The organism is Bradyrhizobium sp. B120 (genome assembly GCF_049075665.1).
GTDB lineage: Bacteria > Pseudomonadota > Alphaproteobacteria > Rhizobiales > Xanthobacteraceae > Bradyrhizobium.
In genome coordinates this window covers 5,002,184-5,022,361 of the sequence record NZ_CP185242.1, presented here as the reverse complement: position 1 = coordinate 5,022,361, position 20,178 = coordinate 5,002,184, and the positions used below count along the sequence as shown (strand labels likewise).

Genomic DNA, 20,178 nt, shown 5'->3' with positions numbered 1-20,178 from the left:
CCTCACCACGGTTGATCAATAACAAGGCTGGCGTACGATAATATCGAGTAATATCAATACTATATATAACGTTGCATGCAGAATGCAAAATGTGCTTGTGGCCGCACGCGGCTTGAAGCAGACTTTGCGTGGGGCAGGAGAGGCCAAAGACCTTCGATGACGCGGGTCGCGCGGGGCAAAAAAATCTGCCGGCAGAGGAGCGAGCAATGAGCGATCAGGTGTCCACCATCGCAATGGCAGATACGGCGAAGCCTTCCGGCGTGCGCTGGAAGATCTTCCTGCTGATGCTGTTCCTGATCTCGATCAACTATATCGATCGCGCCTCGCTCTCGGTCGCAATGCCCGTCATCGCCAAGGAGTTCGACATCGATCCGGCGATGCAGGGCCTGATCCTGAGCTCGTTCTTCTGGACCTACGCGCTGATGCAGGTGCCGGGCGGCATGCTCGCCGATCGCTTCAAGCCGCGGATCGTGATCGCCCTCGCAACGCTGTTCTGGGGCTTCTTCCAGGCGCTGGCGGCGCTGTCCACCAGCTGGATGCTGTTGCTGCTGACCCGGCTCGGGCTCGGCGCGTCGGAAGCGCCGATCTATCCAGCCGGCGGCAAGCTCAACGCGATCTGGATGACGCAGACCGAACGCGGCCGCGGCGCCACTCTGCTCGACGGCGGCGCGCCGCTCGGCGCTGCGCTCGGCTCGATCGTGATCGCCTGGCTGATGGCGGCGTTCAGCTCCTGGCGCGTCGCCTTCGTCGTCGCGGGCATCGGCACCATGCTGTGCGGCCTGTGGGCCTGGTACTACATCCGCAACGCGCCGCGCGAGCATCCGTCGGTCAATGAAGCGGAGGCGCGCTATCTCGAGGAGGCGCATGCGATCGAGGACGCCGCGACGCCGCCGTCGTCGGGCGCAAGCGGCTTGGCCTATTTCCGCTTTCGCTCGGTCTGGTGCATGTGCCTGGGCTGGATGTTCTTCAACACCACCTTCTATGGCCTTCTGACCTGGATGCCGACCTATTTGTTCAAGGTGCACGGCTTCGACATCAAGGCGCTCGGCGGCGCCTCCTTCATCATCTTCTTTGCGGGCTTCGTCGGCGAACTGGTCGGCGGCTGGATCGGCGACGGCTGGCGGGCGCGGGGCGGGGCACCCAACACCGTGTTCCGCACCCTATTCGGGATCGCGGCGATCATGGCGACGGTGTCGATCTTCCTGGTCGCCTACGTCACCAACGCGGTCGTGGTCGTGGTGCTGCTGTCGACGACGCTGTTCTTCCTGCGCTGGTGCGGCATGTACTGGGCGATCCCGTCGGCGCTGGCGGGCCGTGGCAAGTCCGGATTCCTCGGCGGCTGCATGAATCTCGGCGGCAACATCGCCGGCATCACGACGCCCCTGATCGTCGGCTTCATCGTGCAGGCCACCGGCTCCTACTTCCTCGCGCTGATGTATTTCGCCGCCGCGGGCATTGCGCTGTTGATCTGCTCGACCCTGATCGATTACAGCCGCAAGCTCCCAGTCTGAAACGAAGACGGCCGAATCCTGCCCAAGGGTTCGGCCGGTTGATGAGGCCTCGCGAATGACACGTCCTATCAGGCTCGGCATGCTGACGCCGTCGTCGAATACCGCACTCGAGCCGATCACCTGCGCGATGCTGGCAGGCGTCGACGACGTCTCGGCGCATTTCTCGCGCTTCAAGGTGACGGAGATCGCGCTGTCGGAACAGGCGCTGCGCCAGTTCGACGCCAGCGAGATTCTTCGCGCGGCAGAGTTGCTGGCGCATGCCAAGGTCGACGTCATCGCCTGGAACGGCACCTCGGCAAGCTGGCTCGGCTTCGACCGTGACGAGAGCCTGTGCGAGCAGATTACCGCCGCGACCGGGATCAAGGCCTGCACCACGGTGCTGGCCTATCGCGACCTGCTGCGACGGATCGGCGCCAAACGCATCGGGCTGGTGACGCCGTATCGCAAGGATGTGCAGGAGCGGATCATCGCCAACTGGAATTCGGCGGGGCTGCATTGCTTCGCCGAGCGACACCTGTCGCTGCAGGACAATTTCTCCTTTGCCGAGGTCAGCGAGGCCGAGGTCGCGGGCCTGATCGAGGAAGTCGTGCACGAGGGCTGCGATGCCGCCGTCGTGCTCTGCACCAACATGCGCGGAGCGGGTGCCGCCGAACGGCTGGAGCGCGGATTTGGCGTGCCGGTGCTGGATTCGATCGCGGTGACGCTGTGGGCGTGTCTCACAGCTGTGGGCTGCGATCCGTCGCGCGTGCACGGCTGGGGCAGCCTGTTCACGAACCCCGATCTGCGCGCAGCGACCGCGATCCCCGATCATGACAATGAAGGCGTGCGGTGACTGAAGCCAAGACTGAAGCCAAGGCGAGCAGACGTAGCAAGGAACCCAAGCGCGCGATCACGGCGCAGCAACGGCGCCGGCTGCGCGTGCCGCGGGTCGGATTGCACGAGCAGGCGGCGGCGCGGCTGCGCACCATGATCGTGCGCGGCGAGCTGGCGCCGGGTCAATCGCTGGGAGAGGCGGACTTGTCGGATGCGCTCGGCATTTCGCGGACCCCGCTGCGCGAGGCGCTGAAGCAATTGGCGAACGAAGGCCTGGTCGAACTCAGGCTCAACCACAGTGCCGTGGTGGCGCCGTTCCGCCGCGCCGAGCTGACCGAATTGTTCGAGGCCGTCAGCGGCATCGAGCGCTGCGCCGCCGAGCTCGCCGCGCTGCGCATGGAGGACGCCGACTTCGAACGGCTCGACGCGTTGCAGGACAAGATCGAGTGGCATCACGGCCGCGGCGAGCTGCGCGACTATTTTCAAGCCAATCAGCAGATCCATTCGGCGATCGTCGGCTTCGCGCGCAACGCGGTGCTGAAGGCGACGCATGAGGCGTTGCTGGCGCGAGCCGAGCGGGCGCGGTTCTTCGCGCTCTCGGTGCTTGGGCGCTGGGATGAATCGGTGCGCGAGCACCAGGATATCCTGGCCGCGCTGAGGCGCCGCGATGCGGCGCGGGCCGGGCAGATACTGGCCCACCACGTGCGCCGTACCGGCGAGATCGTCGCCGAGACGCTGGATGGCAAGGGAATGAACGATAAGGCGCCGAACAACGAGACGGAGGACGCCGCGGTGCCGGACGCTCCTGCAAAGCCGCGCGGCCGCAAGACGAGGAAAGTTACGCCATGAAGATCCTGCTGCTCAATCCCAACACGACCGCGGCGGTGACGGATCTGCTCCATGCCGCCGGCAGCAAGGTGGTCTCCGCCGGCACCGAGCTCGCGCCGGTCACCGCCTCGCGCGGCGTGCCTTATATTGCGACTCGCGCCGAGGCGCAGATCGGCGGTGCGATCGCGCTGGAGATGTTGGCCGAGGCCGGCCCGGGCATCGATGCCGCCATCCTCGCCGCCTTCGGCGATCCCGGCCTGTTCGGCGCGCGTGAGCTGTTCGCGTTTCCGGTCGTGGGACTGGCCGAGGCCGCGATGCTCACCGCCTGCATGCTCGGCCGGCGGTTTTCCATCGTGACCTTCGCCGGCGCGCTGGCGCCCTGGTACGAGGAGTGCGTCGCCATGCACGGGCTGAGTTCGCGCTGCGCCGGCATCCGCACGCTCGACGGGAGCTTCCAGTCGATCTCCGACGTGCAGGCGGAGAAGGAAGAGCTGCTGGTCGCGCTCGCCAACCGGGCGGTCGAACAGGACGGCGCCGACGTCGTCATCCTGTCGGGCGCGCCGCTCGCAGGCCTTGCCGCAAAGGTCCGCGACCGCATTCCGGTGCCCGTGGTCGATCCGGTTGCGGCCGCCGTGCGCCAGGCGGAGACGCTTGCCCTGCTCAAGCCGCGCAAGGCGGTCGCCGGCACCTTCCGGCGGCCTGATCCGAAGCCGACGATCGGGCTGGCCGAGCCGCTTGCCGCCATCATCGAACATCGCTCACCGAAAGAGGGGACGGACTGATGTCCTTTGACACCATCATCCGCGGCGGCACCGTCGTGACCGCTGCTGACACCTTTGCCTGCGACGTCGGAATCCGCGACGGCAAGATCACCGCGCTCGGTCACGATCTCGGCGATGCGGCCGAGATCATCGACGCCACCGACCGGCTGGTGCTGCCCGGCGGCATCGACAGCCACGTCCATTTCGCCCAGCCGTCAGGCGACGGCATCGTGATGGCCGACGGCTTTGCCAGCGGCACCCGCTCGGCAGCGTTCGGCGGCAACACCACCGTGCTGCCGTTCTGCCTGCAGGAGAAGGGCCAGACGCTGCGCGAGGCGCTCAAGCACTATCATTCGTTGGCCGAAGGCGAATGCCATGTCGACGTCGCCTTCCATCTGATCGTCACCGATCCGACCGAGCATGTGCTGGGCCAGGAGCTGCCGGCGCTGGTCGAGGATGGCTACACCTCGCTAAAAGTCTTCATGACCTATGAGGGGCTGGCGCTGTCGGATCGCGAACTGCTGGAGACCATGTCGGTCGCGCGCGAGACCGGCGCAATGCTGATGGTGCATGCGGAAAACTTCGACGCCATCCGCTTCCTGACCGATCGGCTGGAACGCGCCGGCAACACCGCGCCGCGCTTCCACGCCACCTCGCGGCCCATCCCGGTCGAGCGCGAGGCGACGCACCGCGCGATCTCGCTGTCCGAGCTCGTCGATGTGCCGATCATGATCGTGCATGTCTCGAACCGCGAGGCGATGGACGAAATCCGGCGCGCGCAGCAGCGGGGCTTGCGGGTGATGGGCGAAACCTGTCCGCAATACCTTGTCCTGACCGAGAAGGATCTCGATCAGCTCAACATGGAGGGTGCGAAATACGTCTGCTCGCCGCCGCCGCGCGACGTTGCGAGCCAGCAAGCCTGCTGGGAGGGCCTGCAGCAGAAAGTGTTCTCGGTGTTCTCGTCGGACCATTGCCCGTTCCGCTACGACGACCCGCAAGGCAAGCTCGCGCCGAAGGGGCGCACCAGCTTCCGCTGGGTGCCGAACGGCATTCCCGGGGTGGCGACGCGGCTGCCGATCCTGTTCTCCGAAGGCGTCGTGAAGGGCCGTATCGACCTCAACAGCTTCGTCGCCTTCAGCGCCACCAATCATGCCAAGATCTACGGCCTCTATCCGCGCAAGGGCACGATCGCGGTCGGCTCGGATGCCGACATCGCGCTGTGGGACCCCAAGCGCAAGGTGACGATCCGCCACGACCTGATTCATGACGGCTCGGACTACACGCCCTATGAAGGGCTCGAGGTCACGGGCTGGCCGGTGCTGACCATGGTGCGCGGCAAGGTGGTCGTCGACGACGGCACCCTTGTCGGCAGCAAGGCGCACGGCACATACTTGCCGCGTGCCAAACCTCCGACGGGGGCGACCATCCCGTAGCGCTAAGCAAGTAGCTCGCAAAGCAAGAAGGCAGGAGACCACCATGCCCTACGCGACAACAGATGACGGCGTGCGGCTCTATTTCGAGGAGACCGGATCCGGTCATCCGGTGATCCTGGTCCACGAATTCGCCGGCGACTTGCGCAGTTACGAGCCGCAGATGCGGCATTTCGGCAAGCGTTTCCGGACCATCGCCTACAATGCGCGCGGCTTTCCGCCGTCTGACGTGCCCGAGCAGATCGCGTCCTATTCGCAGGCGCGCGCCGCCGACGACATCCTGGCGGTGCTCGATCACATCGGCGCGTCGAAGGCGCATATCATCGGCCTCTCGATGGGCGGTTTTGCAACGCTGCATTTCGGCATCCGGCATCCGGCGCGCGCATTGTCGCTCTGCATCGGCGGCTGCGGCTATGGCGCCGAGCTCGACAAGCGCGAGACGTTTCGCGCCGAGGCCGACGTGATCGCGGCCATGATCCGCAAGGACGGCATGCCGGCGTTCGCCGAGCGCTACGCCTACGGGCCGACGCGCGTGCAGTATGAAAACAAGGATCCGCGCGGCCACGCCGAGTTCAAGGCGATGCTGGCCGAGCACTCGGCGGTGGGTTCGGCGAACACCCAGCAGGGTGTCCAGAAGGAGCGTCCTTCGCTCTACACGCTGGTCGACGAGATGAAGCGCATCACGGTGCCGACGCTGATCATCACCGGCGACGAGGATTGGCCGTGTTTGCTGCCGGGCGTCCTGATGAAGCAGAGCATCCCGTCCGCCGCGCTCGCCGTCATGCCGAACTGCGGCCACGCCATCAACATCGAGGAGCCCGACGAATACAACCGGATCGTCGGCGATTTCCTGGCGCAGGTCGAAAGCGGCCGCTGGCCGCAGCGCGATCCCGGAGCGGTGAGTGCCTCGATCACCGGGATGAAGGATTAGACGGCATCCTCGCCCGCGCGACTACCAGGGGATCGTCCCGAGCGTGGCGTGCGTGAAAGTGCCGGTCGGGCTGTCCTCACCCAGCAGGGCAACACGCACCGCCTCGCGGGCGCCTTCCGCCACGGTCTCGGTGCCTGCATAGCCGTTCAGGTTCGTTCGGGTGAAGCCGGGGGACACGGCATTGACCTTGATCCCCTCTGCCTCAAGCTCGATCGCCATCGCGAGCGTGATTGCGTTGAGCGCGGTCTTGGACGCGGGGTAGACCGGGCCGAAGATCGGACGATGCGGATTGGCCGGGTCCGCGTTGCGCGTCAGCGAGCCGGCGCCGCTCGACACGTTGACGATGCGCCCGCCCGGTGCCTTGCGCAGCAGCGGCAGCATCGCCTGATAGACGGCAAGGACGCCGAACACGTTGGTCTCCCAGACCGCGCGCATTTCATCGAGCGACACGTTGCTCGGCCGGGTGGTCGCTGCGTAATCCTCGACGGACTGGTCCGGCCGCTTTCGCGTATTCGAGATCGCGGCGTTCTGGATCAGGATGTCGAGGCGGCCAAATTCCTTGCCGATGTGCTCGGCGGCGGCGGCGATCGAAGCCGGATCGGTGACGTCAAGCTGGAGCGGGTGGGCGTCCGCGCCGATCTCGCCGGCTGCGGCAACGCCGCGCGCGAAGTTGCGCGACCCGACCAGCACGGTGAGCCCGTGTGAAACGAGATCCTTTGCGATCTGGAGCCCGATTCCCTGATTGGCCCCGGTGACCAGGGCGACGCGCTTGTCTTGCATGTTGACCTCTTGTCCTAGCTTCGGCTCTCCGCGGCCCAGCTCACGGCGTCGGCGCCGGCGGGGATGCGCATCGGGCTCGACGGATCGGTCACCGCGCGCCACACCGCTTCGGCGACGTCCTGCGCGGTGGTGACTGGCCCCGGTTCACCGAATCTTGCGAAGACGCTCTGCACCAGCTCGGCATAGGCCGCGTGGTCGAGGCCCTGCGCGTGGGCGCGCGCAGTATCGCCGAAGCGGGTCTCCGGCGAACGGCCCGGCAGCACCAGGCGCGCGCGTACGCCGAACTGCGCAAGCTCCAGCGCCATCGATTCGGTGAATGCGTTCACCGCCGCCTTGGTCGCGGTGTAGGACGCGATCAAAGGGATCGATCTCAACGTCACGCTCGAGGTGACGTTGACGACAACGCCGGCCCTGCGTTGCCTGAACTGCGGCAGCACGGCCTGCGTGAGGGCCATCGCGCCGAACGTGTTGGTCTCGAACAGCTCGCGGATCGTCGCCATCGGCGTGGCTTCGAATGGCGACGCCGCGCCGAAGCCTGCATTGTTGACGAGGGCATCGATCGGTCCCGCGGCCTCGACGGCGCGATGGATGCTGTCGGGATCGGTGACGTCGAGCGCGAGCACGCGCAGATGCGGAGAACGCGGCAGCACATCCTCGCGCGGCGTGCGCATCGTCGCGACGACCTTCCAGTCGCGGTCGAGAAAGTATTTCGCGGTTTCAAGTCCGAAGCCGGACGAGCATCCGGTGATCAAGATGGTGTTCATGGGGCCCTTGGAAGTGATTTGACTGACACAGACGATAGGTGTCAGTGGCCGGACTCTCTATGTTTCAAAGTCCAAGAGTCATTTGCAGGAGTCCGGACATGATCGACCCGCTAGCGGAGGTCGTCACGCTGCTGCAGCCAAGTGCCCGGTTCTCGAAGGCCGTGCTCGGCGCCGGGGCGTGGCATGTCCGCCGCTCCGATGCCGGACAGCCGTTCTATTGCGTGGTCCTCGAGGGCGGGTGCCGGCTTGAGGTCGACGATCACCAAGCGATCGAGTTGGGGGCGGGCGACTTCATTCTGGTCCCCGCGGCGCATGACGTCGCGATGTCGAGCCTCGCGCCGTTTCCTGGGCCCGGCGCCGAAACACGTCCCGTCGCGCTCGCCACCGGAGAGTTCAGGATCGGAGACCAGGACGGTCCAACTGATCTGCGGATGCTGATCGGCCATTGCAGCTTCGGCTCGGAGGACGCGAACCTGCTGGTGTCGCTACTTCCCCAACTGGTGCATGTGCGCGGCGAACCGCGGCTCGCCACCCTGATGCAGTTCGTCCGAGACGAATTCCGCGAACGGCGCCCGGCGCGCGATGTGATCTTGGCGCGTCTGCTCGAGGTTCTCCTGATCGAAGCGTTGCGCTCCACGGCGGGCACCGCGGCGTCGCCGGGTCTCGTGCGCGGGCTCGCCGACGAGCGTCTCGCTGTCGCGATCCGCCGGATGCATGAGAGCCCGACGCGGGCGTGGACGGTCGCGCAACTGGCGAAGGAGGCGGCGCTGTCGCGCTCGGCATTCTTCGACCGGTTCAGCCGCGCCGTCGGCGTCGCACCGATGGAGTATCTGCTGGCCTGGCGCATGGCGATGGCCAAGAACATGCTCCGGCAGAATGAAAGCGGCATCGCCGAAATCGCAGAACGCGTCGGCTACGGTTCAGCAAGCGCGTTCAGCGTCGCGTTCACTCGCCATGTCGGATTGTCGCCGACGCAATATGCGCGGGAGCAGATCGCGCCGTGACGCGCGTGCCGGCATCATCGAGATAGAGATCAATCCAACATCCTTCGCAAGCGCCGCAACCGACGCGTGAATCGGACGCGCGATGATGAAACGCTGTGATGAAACTTACACAGCGCTGTCATCGGCGATGGATAACTTGTCGCATGTCGACGTCATAAATCCTTAAAAAATGGGGCAAGAAGTGAAGGCGAAATTCCTTTCGACGGTCGGAGTCTGCCTGGTTGCTGCTGCTGCAGTTGTGTGCAGCGCCGCCGCTCACGATGATGATAGAGATCACGATCATCGTCATCCGCACGACATCCACACCGCAACGCCGATCAAGCATCTCGTCGTGATCTTCAACGAGAACCGCTCGTTCGATCACTATTTCGCAACCTACCCGAATGCGGCCAATCCGACCGGCTCGATTCCGTTCACGGCGAAGCCGCATACGCCGAAGGTCAACAACCTCGTCACCGCCAATCTGTTGACCAACAACCCGAACACGAATCCGGCCAACGGCACCGGCGCGACCAATCCGTTCCGCCTCGACCGCACCCAGGCCAACACGCGCTCGCAGAACCACGCCTATACGCCCGAGCAGCAGGCGGTCGACAACGGCAAGGAAGACCTGTTTCCGAAATTCACCGGTCGCGGCACTGCCGGCGGTGTCGGCGCCTTCGGCACAAACGGACAGGTGATGGGCTATTTCGACGGCAACACCGTCACAGCGTTCTGGAACTACGCGCAGAACTTCGCGATGAGCGACAACAACTGGACCGATACCTTCGGTCCGTCGACGCCCGGCGCGCTCGAGGTGATTTCCGGCCAGACCAACGGTGCGCAGAACATCGTCGGCACCTCATCGTCGATCGCCGACGGCCAGGGCGGCCTGACGCTGATCGGTGATACCGATCCTGCCTACGATTCCTGCTCGAGCACGACCAGCCAGGTCCTGATGACCAGCAAGAACATCGGCGACCTGCTCAATGCCGAGCACATCAGCTGGGGCAGCTTCATGGGCGGCTTCGACCTGACGCTCAAGAACAGCAACGGCACCACCAACTGCGCCCGCAGCACCTTCTCGAGCAACGTCAACGGCAGCATCGTCGACTACATCCCGCACCACGCCTGGTTCCAGTACTACAAGTCGACCGCCAACCCGACCCATGCGCGGCCGAGCTCGGTCGATGCGGTCGGCCACACCTATGTCCCCGGCAGCAAGACGCTCGATCCGGCCAACCACGCCTACGATCTCGAGGATTTCTACGCTTCGGTGAAGGCCGGCAACTTCCCGGCGGTCTCCTACATCAAGATGCCGGCCTATCAGGACGGTCATCCCGGCAACTCCGATCCGCTCGACGAGCAGGTGGGCAATGTCGAGCTGATCAACTTCCTGCAGACGCAGAAGGAGTGGCGCGACACCGCGGTCATCATCACCTATGACGACTCCGACGGCTGGTACGACCACCAGTACACGGCGCCGATCAGTGCCTCGTATGATCCGACCGCCGACCAGGTCAACGGTCCCGGCCAGTGCGGCCGCGGCATCGGCAAGCAGACGCAGCCGAATGGCCTGAACGGCCAGCCGGTGAACGGCCGCTGCGGTCCCGGCACGCGGACCCCGTTCATTGTGATCTCGCCTTACGCCAAGAAGAACTTCGTCAGCCACACCCGCATCTCGCAGGCGTCGGTCGTGCGCTTCATCGAAGACAACTGGCTGCACGGCCAGCGTCTCGGCGGCGGCTCGTTCGACGACAGCGTCGAATCGATCACGGACATGTTCGACTTCGATCATGGCCACGATCACGATCATGACGGCGACGATCAGCAGAAGCTGTTCCTCGATCCGACGGCCGGCACGGTCATCGTCAGTCCGTCTGACGATCATCACCATGGCTAACGCTCTGGGATCACTGGACGTCATATGAACGGCCGCATGTTGTGGCTTCTCGGCGCCGGCCTGCTCTGCATGGCCGGCGCCGTTGCGGCAGTCGAGACCCAAGGGCTTCCGGGGACAAATCCGAACCCGGTGCAGCTCAGGCGTCCGCCGGTCGCCCCGCTGTCCGGCATGGCGCAGCTCGGCCAGAAGATCTTCTTCGACGCGTCGCTGTCGTCGTCGGGCGCATTGTCCTGCGCCTCCTGTCACAGTCCGGATCACGCCTACGGTCCGCCCAATGATGCGGCGGTGATGTTCGGCGGGCCCGCGCAATCGCGGCAGGGGACGCGCGCCGTGCCCGGCCTGACCTATCTGGAACGCCAGCCGAATTTCAGCATCGGACCCGAGAAGGACGAGGACGACAATCTCGTCGACTTCGCGCAGCTGGCCGCGGCGGGCCAGCAGGCCGCGCGTGCGAAAAAGGTCGCGACCGGGACCGCGGCGTCGGCGGTGAACATCGTGCCGCAGGGCGGACTGTTCTGGGACGGCCGCGCCGATACGCTGCAGGACCAGGCGATCTTCCCGCTGCTCGATCCCAATGAGATGGACGGCGGCAGCATCGAGGTGGTGGCGCAGAAGCTGCGCCAGGCGAGCTACGCCCCGCGCTTTGCCGAACTGTTCGGCGCTCAGGTTTTCGACAATACGCGGTTGCTGGTCGCGGAGGCGATGTTCGCGGTCGCGCGCTATCAGGTCGAGGAGCCGAGCTTCCATCCCTACAGCAGCAAGTTCGACTACTGGCTGGAAGGCAAGGCGCGGCTGAGCGAGAGCGAGTTGCGCGGCCTGCAATTGTTCAATGATCCGGAGAAAGCCAACTGCGGCGGCTGCCATACCTCGGCGCCGACCCGCGACGGCCTGCCGCCGTTATTCACCGACCACCAGTATGAGGCGCTCGGCGCGCCGCGCAATGCCGCGCTCGCCGGCAACCGCGATCCCAACTATTTCGATCTCGGGGTCTGCGGCCCGTATCGCACCGACATTGCCGAGCAGACGCAATATTGCGGGATGTTTCTGACGCCGACCTTGCGCAACACCGCAACCCGCCGCGTGTTCTTCCACAACGGCGTCTTCACGAGCCTCGAGCAGGTGCTCGATTTCTATAACTTCCGCGATACCAACCCGGAGAAGGTCTACCCGCGCGCGGCGGACGGTACGGTGCGCAAATACGACGACCTGCCGGAGAAGCATCATGGCAATGTCGACGTCAGCGATCCGCCGTTCGAGCGCCATCTCGGTGAGACGCCCGCGATGACCGCGCAGGATGAAGCCGACATCATCGCCTTCCTGAAGACATTGACCGACGGTTACCAGCCGGAGCGGTGAGCGGTCGCGACGGGTCAGCGCGGAACTGATACGTGAGTTGGCAGGACTTCGTCATGCGCGCATACTGGACGCATGAATGTCGTCGAAGGCAACGGTGCCAGAATCCCCGTGATCGGGCTCGGCACCTGGGAGCTGCGCGGGCGGACCTGCGCCCGCATCGTCGAGCAGGCGCTGCGGCTCGGTTACCGGCACATCGACACCGCCCAGATCTATGACAATGAGCGCGAGGTCGGCGAGGGGCTGCGCGCCTCCGGCGTCAAGCGCGACGATGTGTTCCTGACCACCAAGATCTGGACTACGCATTTCATGGCGAAGGATCTCGAACGTTCCGCCAAAGAGAGCCTGGCGCGGCTGCGTCTGACCGAGGTCGACCTGTTGCTGCTGCACTGGCCGCATCCGCACGTGCCGCTTGCCGAGACGCTCGGCGCGCTGGCGCGGGTCAAGCAGGCAGGACTGGCGCGGCATATCGGGGTCTCGAACTTCAACGCGGCGCTGATCGAGGAGGCGGTGGCGGCGTGCCCCGAGCCGCTCGCCTGCGATCAGGTCGAGTACCATCCCTACCTGGGGCAGGCCGACGTGATCGAGGCATGTGCACGCCATGGCATGGCATTCGTCGCCTACAGCCCGATCGCGAAGGGACGCGTCAAGGGCGACCGCGCGCTGGCGCGGATCGGTGACCGTTATCGCAAGACGGCCGCCCAGGTCTGCCTGCGCTGGCTGGTGCAGCAGAATGTCTCGGCGATCCCGCGCACCTCGAAGCTCGAGCGGCTCCAGGAAAATCTCGACATCTTCGACTTCGAGTTGTCGGATGAGGACATGCGCGAGATTTCGGCGATCGGGAGCGCAGCCGCGCGCTGACGGTCCCATCTGATGGTCCATGGCGCATTGGGTCCTTGCCTGTGAATCGCCGCGCGGAAAATGGCTGGGCAGCGGTCCGGATCATGCTATTGCGCTGGCCGATTGCGGTTTTGGACCGAATGGGGATTGAGGCAGGCGGGTTCCACCCGGTATTGTGACCGGCGGGGAGACGGCACTGATGTGATCGAGCGGGATGAAGTTTCGGCCAAACGCGGATCTGATGGCATCGGTGTTCGTGCACCTGATGCTGCTCGCGCTGATTTTCCTGTATTCGGAGGTGCACCAGTTCGATCCCGTCGCCGCTGACACGGTGCCGGTCGAGATCGTGACGCCGCAGGAGGTCGCCAGGAGCGAGATCAAGAGCGAGGTCAAGCCCGATCCGGTGCCGAGCCCGTCGCCGACGCCCGAGTTCCAGTTGCCGTCGCTCGACAAGCCGGTGGACACCGCCAAGTCCGAACCACCGGCGCAAGCGCCGGCACCTCAGCCGCAACAGGCCCAGCAGCAACCGCCGCAGAAGCAGGCGACGCCGCCGGAGCCCAAACCCAGCCCGGCTCCGCAGCATGCCGCGGTCGAGCCGCCGGCACCGCAGACGCCGGCACCGCAGACGCCACCGATGCCCCAGCCGATGGCGCAGCAAGCGCCGCCGCCGTCGCAACCGGCCTATGCGCAGCCCGAGCCTGACCTGTCCGTCAAATACAATGTCCTGCTTGGCTTGCCGCCCGACATCCCGATCAAGCCGCCGGCCGAAGCGCCGCACGGCCCCGGTCCCGGCAAGGACAATTTCGACGCCGCGGCAACCGAGCAGGCCGACGTCGGCTCCAGCGTGGTCGCCGAATTCCGCCGTCATCTGAAGAGCTGCATGAAGCTCCCGGCGACGCTGAGCACCGGCGATGACGTCAGGATCAAGCTCCGGGTGTTCATGAAGCCGGACGGCAAGCTCGGCGCATCGCCGTTGCTGATCGAGGCCACCGCATCGGAGAAGGGGCCGCTGCTGCTCAAGAGCGCGACCGAGGCGCTGCAGGCCTGCCAGCCCTATGCGATGCTGCCGCGGGATCGCTACGGCGAATGGAAGGTGCTCGACCTCGACTTCACGCCGCGCGACTTCGCGTCGTAGGGCAGGGCGTCATTGCGAGCGAAGCGAAGCAATCCATGCCTCCGCGAAACGGATAGATGGATTGCTTCGTCGCTTCAGCGCAAAATTGCCTTGCAATTTTGTCGCGAGCTCCTCGCAATGACGGGCGGCTCCTTCAGCTTCCCATCGCCTGCCAGGCGTTCGAGGCGAACTGCCGGCGCCAGATCACGATGACCACCGCGGCAGTGGTGGCGAACAGCACCCAGGGGCTGAGGAACCAGCCGAGATAGCCGAGCGCGAAGAAGAACGCGCGCTGGCCGCGGTTGAAGTGCCGGCCCGCGGTCTCGAACAGCCGCGTGGTGCGGATCACATGGGCCTCGGCCTCTGGCGTATCGCGCTGGCCGGCCGGCGGCATCGCGCCGAACAGGATCGCAACATAGTTGAACAGGCGATAGGCCCAGGCGAATTTGAAAAACGTGTAGATGAAGATCAGGATCAGCCCGATGCACTTGATCTCCCACAGCGCGGGCGAGGGCGTCAGGTTGACCGGCAGCGCGCCGAGCACCGCGAGCGCGTCACTGGTCGCGCGCAGCAGCGCCAGCGCGCCGCCGATTGCGATCAGGCTGGTGGAGGCAAAGAACGCGGTGCCATTCTGCAGGCTGGCCATGATCTGCATGTCGACCATCCGCGCGTCGCGGTTGAGCAGATTCCGCACCCAGATCTCGCGATAGACATGCATCCGCGCCGACAGGCTGTCGCGTCCGTAGGCGGTGTGCTCCAGCGTGATGGCGTAGACCAGCCATTCCAGCGCAAAGAAGCCGACGGCCAGGATGTCGACCCAATAGCCCGTCATTGGTGCCTTCCTTCGTCAATGCGCGGCGGCCGGTCCGCGCCGCGCTGCATCCCGCGTCATGTACAGGTTGAACGCGTGCAATGCACTATGGCAAACTGATGTGGCAACAGGATTCACAGGCATGCTCAAGCTCGTCATCGGCAACAAGAACTATTCGTCATGGTCGATGCGGCCCTGGCTGGCGCTGCGCGCCAACGACATCCCGTTCGAGGAAATCTTCGTTCCGCTCTACACCGACCAGGCCGACAAGGACCGCATCCTCTCTTTCAGCAAGGCCGGCAAGGTGCCGACGCTGATCGATGGCGACGTCACGGTGTGGGATTCGCTGGCGATCATCGAATATCTCGCCGAGAAATTTCCCGAGGCGAAGCTCTGGCCGTCGGATCGCGCCGCGCGCGCGCATGCCCGCGCGATCTCGGCGGAGATGCACTCCGGCTTCGTGCCGCTGCGCAGCGAATGCGGCATGAACCTGCACCGGCCGATCCGCGCCGTCGCGCTGTCGGACGATGCGCGGGCCAATGTGGCGCGGATTGAGCAGATCTGGGCCGATTGCCACGCGCGCTATGGCAGCCAGGGCCCGTTCCTGTTCGGGGCATTCTCCGGGGCGGATGCGATGTACGCGCCCGTGGTGCATCGCTTCCGCACCTACGCGATCCCGGTGAAGGCCGAGGCGCAGCATTATGTCGATGCCATGATGTCCCTTCCGGCATTCCAGGAGTGGACCCGCGACGGCCTCGCCGAGACGCTGCTGATCGACCGATTCGAGGACGCCTGACCGGTCCCTGCGCTGCCGAATTGTGACAGCGGCGACAAAGATCGCGGCTTGACGCCGCGGGGCCTAAGGCGTCGAATCCAAAAGACCGGTTTTGCAAGTCGTGAAAGGACTTAGACCATGGGCATTCTCGATTCCCTGGAGAATTCACCGGAGCTGAAAGGCATGCTTGGCCAGCTCGGGGCGGCCGTCATCCCCGTCGTGCTGGGCCAGGTGATGGGCAATGGCGGGCAGGGCGGCTTGTCGGCGATCGTGGCCAAGCTCGAGCAGGGTGGCCTCGGCGAACAGGTCAAATCCTGGATCGGCACCGGCCAGAACCTGCCGATCACCGCCGAGCAGCTCCAGGAGGTGCTGGGCAGCGACACCGTCAAGCAACTCGCAGCCAAGTTCAACATTCCGGTCGACCAGCTGTCCAAGGTGCTGGCCCAGCAACTTCCGGCTGCGGTTGACGGCGCGAGCCCCAACGGAAAGTTGCCGCATACCGCCTGAGGCTGTGGAACCGGGTTCCGGCCGAGGTCGGCGGGCAATTTCCGGCTGGCACGTAAATTGCTGCCTATCGCCCTGAAAAACCTGCAAAATCGCACCTTCGCCATGCCCCAATCTTGCTGGATTTGGGGCGGCGCGATGTGCTAGGTTGCCGCAGGGTTCTCAAAATGCCGGCTTGAGCTATCGGGACTGTCAGCTCGGCCAGCAATCTCTAAGAAAATGGAGAGGGCGTTGAAGCATAAGTACTCGATTGGCGAGATCGTCTATTTCACGGCCAGCAACGTGGCGCGCCCCGCTGCGAGCGGCACCTATGAGGTGATCCGCCTGCTGCCGACCGATGGTGACGATTGCCAGTATCGCATCAAGAGCTCGACTGAAGCTTTCGAACGGGTGGCCAAGGAGAGCCAGCTCGCGCTGTCCTGAACGCGTTGTGCGCAAGCCGGTGGCTGGAGCGGGTTCCGCGCCGTCGCCGTCAAAAGGCCCTGTTCGCAGACCCATTGTGCTGAAGGTTGGACGTCGGGATGGCGGCGTTCGCCGTCGCCGGCTGTGCTTACGCTGTGTTGAGGGACATCGCGCATGAATTGGGCTTCCTCGCTGGATCAGATCTGGCGCTCACCGACCTTCCCGATGTGGCTGACGCTGGCCGCGGCGGGCTTCTTTGGGATCGTCGTTCTGGTCACGCTGCTGCGCGCGGAAAAGTCCGTCGCCAACGGCGCGCTGACCGTCATCACGCTGCTGTCGATCGCGGTTGCGGTCGCCGCCACGATCCGCGGCTTCGGGCCGGGCGGGCAGGCGGCACCCGCCGAGACACGGACGGCGCAATTCACCAGCCAGACCGCGCCGGCGCTGGCCTGCGTCGACGACCTCGCCGGAGATGCCGTTCTCAACGCCTGCGAGAAGGTGTTGTTCGGTTCGTCTGATACAGCCGCGGCGGCGGTCAGCTATGCGGCGGCGCAGATTTCGCGCCTGACCGCGCTCGGCGACCTCGCAACCGCGGAGCGCAATTCGACCACCGAGTTGCAGGCGCTGCGCCGCGCCATCGAGCACGATCGCTACGGTCTGGTGGCCTACGCGCTGATGGCGCGAGACCACTGCACGCCGACCGCGTGTCCCGCGTTCCGCTCGCTGGGCGACAACCATCAGATCATCAACAACATGAACGAGCGGACCTACGAGAACCTGGTCACGCGCTACGCGGCGTCCTGGAACGCGCCGGGCGGCGCGCAGGCGTCGGCCGCCTCCGGCCTGGTCGCGGCGCTGCCGCAGTCGTTGCCCACGGGCAAGCCGACCAATGCGGAGTTTCCGAGCGCGTCGTCGACGCCGCCGGTCAGCATCATGACGCCCGAACCGGCGAAGCCGGCCGCAGCGGCCCAGCCACCTGCCGCGCGCGCCGCCGCCGCGCCGCCCGCCGCCCCGAAGCGCCCACCCGCAGCGAAGCGTCCGGTCCAGATCGCGCCGGCTGCGGCGCCAGCGCCAGCGCCGCCACCTGCCGCGGCGAGTGCTCCGGCGGCCGCGAACCAGGAATGAGTGTGGCGACGGCGGCTTGAGCCGTCGTCATCGCACCATTCCGGGTAGTAAATCCCGATATCCACTGCCGCTGATATCGCTCCCTTTCCAAAGCGCGCGCCGGCCGCTACATCCGGCGCATGCCGCTTCATCTCATCAAGCTTGCCGTCGGTTGCGACTCGGTCAAGGAACTCAAGGGCTGGGTCGCCGAACGGATGGCGACCGCGAAGAAAAAAGGCCTGCCGCTCCGTCACATCCACATCACGCGGATGACGCCGAAGCGCGAGGAGGAGATCCTCGCCGGCGGTTCGCTGTATTGGGTGATCCGTGGCGAGATCGCAGCGCGCGAGAAGATCATCGCGATCGAGCCGTTCCGCGACAAGGACGGCATCGGACGCTGCCGGCTGGTGATGCAGCCCAAGGTGATCGCCGTCTCGCCGCGGCCGATGCGGCCGTTCCAGGGCTGGCGCTACCTGACCGCGGACTCCGCGCCCGCAGATCTCACCAAGTCGAGCGCAGCCAGCGTGGCGTCGATGCCGGAACCGATGCGCCGCGAGTTGCGCGACCTCGGATTGTTGTGAGCCATCGGATTGCTGTGAGCAATCCGATTACGGCTGGCGCGGATCACTGCGTCACGAGATGCAGCCGGCCCCATTCGGACGCCGGAATCTCGACATAGCGGCCGCCGCCTGCGTTGCTGACCGCAACGTCGAGCAGTTCGTGATCGATCCCCATCTCGCCGAGATAGCGCCGGAACTGGTCGGTGAAGATCGAGGTCAGGCTTTCGCGATGCTCGGCCGAGACGTTGGGCGCGAGCCGGTTGTGGATCGCCATGCCGCTCAGCACCACGCGGCTGCCCGCCGGCAGGCTGCGATGCACGCCGCCCGACAGCACCAGCACGCAGGCAAGATCGCAGGCAATGCTGGACGGCTTCTCCTTGGCGTCCAGCGGGCCGCCGGGCCGCTTGAGCGCAAAGCATTCCTCGTCGGACTTCCCGTTGCAGGCCTCGACCTCGGTCGCCGCGACCGCGGTATCCACCCCGCGGTCGCGCAAGATCCGGCCGAGGCTGGAGGCGACGTTGAGGTTGGAATCGCCCTTGATGTTGATCACCACCGGGAGCTTGCGTCCGGCCTGGCGGTCCAGGATCGCCAGCAGGCGCTTGTAGGTGTCCCATTGCACCGAGCCCTCGGCGGCGATCCAGTCCGAGCAGCCTGGACCGCAGGCATCGGGCGCACCATGCGCGACGTAGAAGATCATCGCGCCGGGGGCGGAGATGACCCCGCCGACCGGCGGCCGGGTCTGCGCCTGCGCCGCGCCGGTGGCCAGCAGCGCGATGCCGAGGAGAATGCCTTGCCTGAAACGTTTGATCATCCCGATCGCCTCTGAAAGGGGCGATCATCCCTGCGTCACGGGCGGGGTGCAAGCACGACCCGGCCGCACGGATGAGGCCGGGCCCTCATTACAGGTCTGCATCTCGTTTGCGCATGAACCGCATCACACTTTTTCGGATGTGGCCTTAGACCGCGATGTTATCGATCAGGCGTGTGCCGCCGATCCTGGCCGCCACCAGCATCCGCATCGGGCCGTCCCTCAGCGACCCGATCGGCGCCAGTGAGGCGGCGTGGCGGACCTCGAGATAATCCAGCACGAAGCCGGCCTTGGTGATCGCAGCGGCGCCGGCGGCCATTGTAGTCGCGGCGTCCTCGCCGGCGCGCAGGCGGCCCGCCGCTTCTTTCATCACACGGTTGAGCTCGGGGGCCGCGCGCCGTTCCTCCGCCGAGAGGTAGACGTTGCGCGAGGACATCGCGAGGCCGTCGCGTTCGCGCACCGTCTTCGACCCGATCACCTTGACGCCGAGGTCGAGGTCGGCGGCCATCTGGGTCACGACCCGAAGCTGCTGAAAGTCCTTCTCGCCGAAGATCGCAACATCGGGCCGGACTTGGGTGAACAGCTTGCCGACCACCGTGGCGACGCCGCCGAAGAAATGCGGCCGGAAGCGATCCTCTAAACCGGCGGTGGCCGGTCCCTCGGGCACGATTCTTGTGGCGAAGCCGTCGGGGTACATCGCCTTCACCTCGGGGTGCCAGATCAGGTCGACGCCTTCGGCGGCGAGCTTGGCGACGTCTTCCTTCCAGGTGCGCGGATACGAACCGAAATCTTCGGTCGGCGCGAACTGGGTCGGATTGACGAAGATCGAGACGACGACCCGCTTGGCGCGGCGCTTGGCGAGCCGCACCAGCGACACATGGCCGTCATGGAGCGCACCCATGGTCGGGACCAGCGCGACGGTCGCCTTCTTGGCGCGCAGGGTGTCGACGGCGCGACGAAGGGCGGGGACGGTACGGACGACGGTGGGATTTCTCGGCATCTGGTCTCGACTCGTGGGGCAAGCTGGGTGGGGGAATCCAGGTGGAACGTTTGGCGTTCGGCAGGTGGCGGAGCTTACCAAGTCCGAACCGTTATCGGCAAACCGCCGCGCAAGCATTACCCGATCTCGCACGCGCATGGATCGCAGGCCGCGTGCCGCCGATCGACGCAGCCGGCATGCGCGTTCGATTCATCGTTAAGCGC

21 protein-coding genes are annotated in these 20,178 nt (G+C 65.7%); 16 read left to right on the top strand and 5 right to left on the bottom strand.

Features of this window, described 5'->3' with window-relative positions; all coding sequences use genetic code 11:
- Nucleotides 1–206: 206 nt before the first annotated feature.
- Genes ACOIX3_RS23105 through ACOIX3_RS23080 form a run of 6 tightly spaced genes read left to right on the top strand, consistent with a single transcriptional unit; the run spans nucleotide 207 to nucleotide 6,274 of the window.
- A complete protein-coding gene (locus ACOIX3_RS23105; protein WP_420964419.1) occupies nucleotides 207–1,511 on the top strand; it encodes an MFS transporter in 1,305 nt (434 codons plus the stop codon).
- 55 nt (nucleotides 1,512–1,566) lie between these two features.
- A complete protein-coding gene (locus ACOIX3_RS23100) occupies nucleotides 1,567–2,343 on the top strand; it encodes a maleate cis-trans isomerase family protein (protein WP_420964418.1) in 777 nt (258 codons plus the stop codon).
- Nucleotides 2,340–3,173, top strand: coding sequence for a GntR family transcriptional regulator (locus ACOIX3_RS23095; protein ID WP_420964417.1), 834 nt, complete (start codon nucleotides 2,340–2,342; stop codon nucleotides 3,171–3,173). The genes ACOIX3_RS23100 and ACOIX3_RS23095 overlap by 4 nt, the downstream gene beginning before the upstream one ends.
- Nucleotides 3,170–3,934: an aspartate/glutamate racemase family protein gene (locus ACOIX3_RS23090; protein ID WP_420964416.1), complete on the top strand. Its 765-nt coding sequence runs from the start codon at nucleotides 3,170–3,172 to the stop codon at nucleotides 3,932–3,934. Before ACOIX3_RS23095 ends, ACOIX3_RS23090 begins: the two co-directional genes overlap by 4 nt.
- A complete protein-coding gene (gene hydA / locus ACOIX3_RS23085) occupies nucleotides 3,934–5,346 on the top strand; it encodes a dihydropyrimidinase (RefSeq protein ID WP_420964415.1) in 1,413 nt (470 codons plus the stop codon). The genes ACOIX3_RS23090 and hydA overlap by 1 nt, the downstream gene beginning before the upstream one ends.
- A gap of 43 nt (nucleotides 5,347–5,389) precedes the next feature.
- Entirely contained in the window at nucleotides 5,390–6,274 is an 885-nt protein-coding gene (locus tag ACOIX3_RS23080; RefSeq protein ID WP_420964414.1) for an alpha/beta fold hydrolase, read from the top strand.
- A 21-nt stretch (nucleotides 6,275–6,295) separates the two neighbouring features.
- Here ACOIX3_RS23080 and ACOIX3_RS23075 read toward each other — a convergent pair whose 3' ends face one another.
- Both ACOIX3_RS23075 and ACOIX3_RS23070 read right to left on the bottom strand, forming a co-directional pair.
- Entirely contained in the window at nucleotides 6,296–7,054 is a 759-nt protein-coding gene (locus ACOIX3_RS23075; protein WP_420964413.1) for an SDR family NAD(P)-dependent oxidoreductase, read from the bottom strand.
- A 14-nt stretch (nucleotides 7,055–7,068) separates the two neighbouring features.
- Entirely contained in the window at nucleotides 7,069–7,818 is a 750-nt protein-coding gene (locus ACOIX3_RS23070) for an SDR family oxidoreductase (protein ID WP_420964412.1), read from the bottom strand.
- Between the two features lie 98 nt (nucleotides 7,819–7,916).
- On the opposite strand from ACOIX3_RS23070, the gene ACOIX3_RS23065 reads away from it, so the two are divergent.
- From ACOIX3_RS23065 to ACOIX3_RS23045, 5 genes are all read left to right on the top strand, one after another.
- Nucleotides 7,917–8,822, top strand: a complete 906-nt coding sequence (locus tag ACOIX3_RS23065) for an AraC family transcriptional regulator (protein ID WP_420964411.1) — start codon at nucleotides 7,917–7,919, stop codon at nucleotides 8,820–8,822.
- 181 nt (nucleotides 8,823–9,003) lie between these two features.
- Nucleotides 9,004–10,704, top strand: coding sequence for a phospholipase C (locus ACOIX3_RS23060; protein WP_420964410.1), 1,701 nt, complete (start codon nucleotides 9,004–9,006; stop codon nucleotides 10,702–10,704).
- 36 nt (nucleotides 10,705–10,740) lie between these two features.
- Nucleotides 10,741–12,060 carry a cytochrome-c peroxidase gene (locus tag ACOIX3_RS23055; protein WP_420964409.1) on the top strand — a complete coding sequence of 440 codons (1,320 nt, stop codon included), beginning with the start codon at nucleotides 10,741–10,743 and terminating at the stop codon, nucleotides 12,058–12,060.
- Nucleotides 12,061–12,132: 72 nt separating this feature from the next.
- Entirely contained in the window at nucleotides 12,133–12,918 is a 786-nt protein-coding gene (locus ACOIX3_RS23050) for an aldo/keto reductase (protein WP_420964408.1), read from the top strand.
- Between the two features lie 193 nt (nucleotides 12,919–13,111).
- A complete protein-coding gene (locus ACOIX3_RS23045; protein WP_420964407.1) occupies nucleotides 13,112–14,032 on the top strand; it encodes a hypothetical protein in 921 nt (306 codons plus the stop codon).
- Nucleotides 14,033–14,165: 133 nt separating this feature from the next.
- On the opposite strand, the gene ACOIX3_RS23040 is transcribed toward ACOIX3_RS23045, so the two are convergent.
- A complete protein-coding gene (locus ACOIX3_RS23040; protein WP_092114851.1) occupies nucleotides 14,166–14,843 on the bottom strand; it encodes a DUF599 domain-containing protein in 678 nt (225 codons plus the stop codon).
- A 121-nt stretch (nucleotides 14,844–14,964) separates the two neighbouring features.
- Here ACOIX3_RS23040 and ACOIX3_RS23035 point away from each other — a divergent pair, with 121 nt between their 5' ends.
- The 5 genes from ACOIX3_RS23035 to ACOIX3_RS23015 all read left to right on the top strand — a co-directional run bounded on the left by ACOIX3_RS23035 (nucleotide 14,965) and on the right by ACOIX3_RS23015 (nucleotide 18,188).
- Complete coding sequence (locus ACOIX3_RS23035; protein WP_420964406.1) at nucleotides 14,965–15,618, top strand: glutathione S-transferase family protein; 654 nt, start codon at nucleotides 14,965–14,967, stop codon at nucleotides 15,616–15,618.
- 117 nt (nucleotides 15,619–15,735) lie between these two features.
- Nucleotides 15,736–16,104, top strand: coding sequence for a YidB family protein (locus tag ACOIX3_RS23030; protein WP_420964405.1), 369 nt, complete (start codon nucleotides 15,736–15,738; stop codon nucleotides 16,102–16,104).
- 216 nt (nucleotides 16,105–16,320) lie between these two features.
- Nucleotides 16,321–16,524: a hypothetical protein gene (locus ACOIX3_RS23025; protein ID WP_092114848.1), complete on the top strand. Its 204-nt coding sequence runs from the start codon at nucleotides 16,321–16,323 to the stop codon at nucleotides 16,522–16,524.
- 153 nt (nucleotides 16,525–16,677) lie between these two features.
- Nucleotides 16,678–17,628, top strand: coding sequence for a hypothetical protein (locus ACOIX3_RS23020; RefSeq protein ID WP_420964404.1), 951 nt, complete (start codon nucleotides 16,678–16,680; stop codon nucleotides 17,626–17,628).
- A 119-nt stretch (nucleotides 17,629–17,747) separates the two neighbouring features.
- Nucleotides 17,748–18,188, top strand: a complete 441-nt coding sequence (locus tag ACOIX3_RS23015) for a DUF1489 family protein (RefSeq protein ID WP_420964403.1) — start codon at nucleotides 17,748–17,750, stop codon at nucleotides 18,186–18,188.
- Between the two features lie 43 nt (nucleotides 18,189–18,231).
- Here the strand turns inward: ACOIX3_RS23015 and ACOIX3_RS23010 are convergent, their stop codons facing one another.
- Both ACOIX3_RS23010 and panC read right to left on the bottom strand, forming a co-directional pair.
- On the bottom strand, nucleotides 18,232–18,978 hold the full coding sequence (locus tag ACOIX3_RS23010) for a hypothetical protein (protein ID WP_420964402.1): 747 nt from the start codon (nucleotides 18,976–18,978) through the stop codon (nucleotides 18,232–18,234).
- Nucleotides 18,979–19,123: 145 nt separating this feature from the next.
- Nucleotides 19,124–19,975: a pantoate--beta-alanine ligase gene (gene panC, locus ACOIX3_RS23005; protein WP_420964401.1), complete on the bottom strand. Its 852-nt coding sequence runs from the start codon at nucleotides 19,973–19,975 to the stop codon at nucleotides 19,124–19,126.
- Nucleotides 19,976–20,178 lie beyond the last annotated feature (203 nt).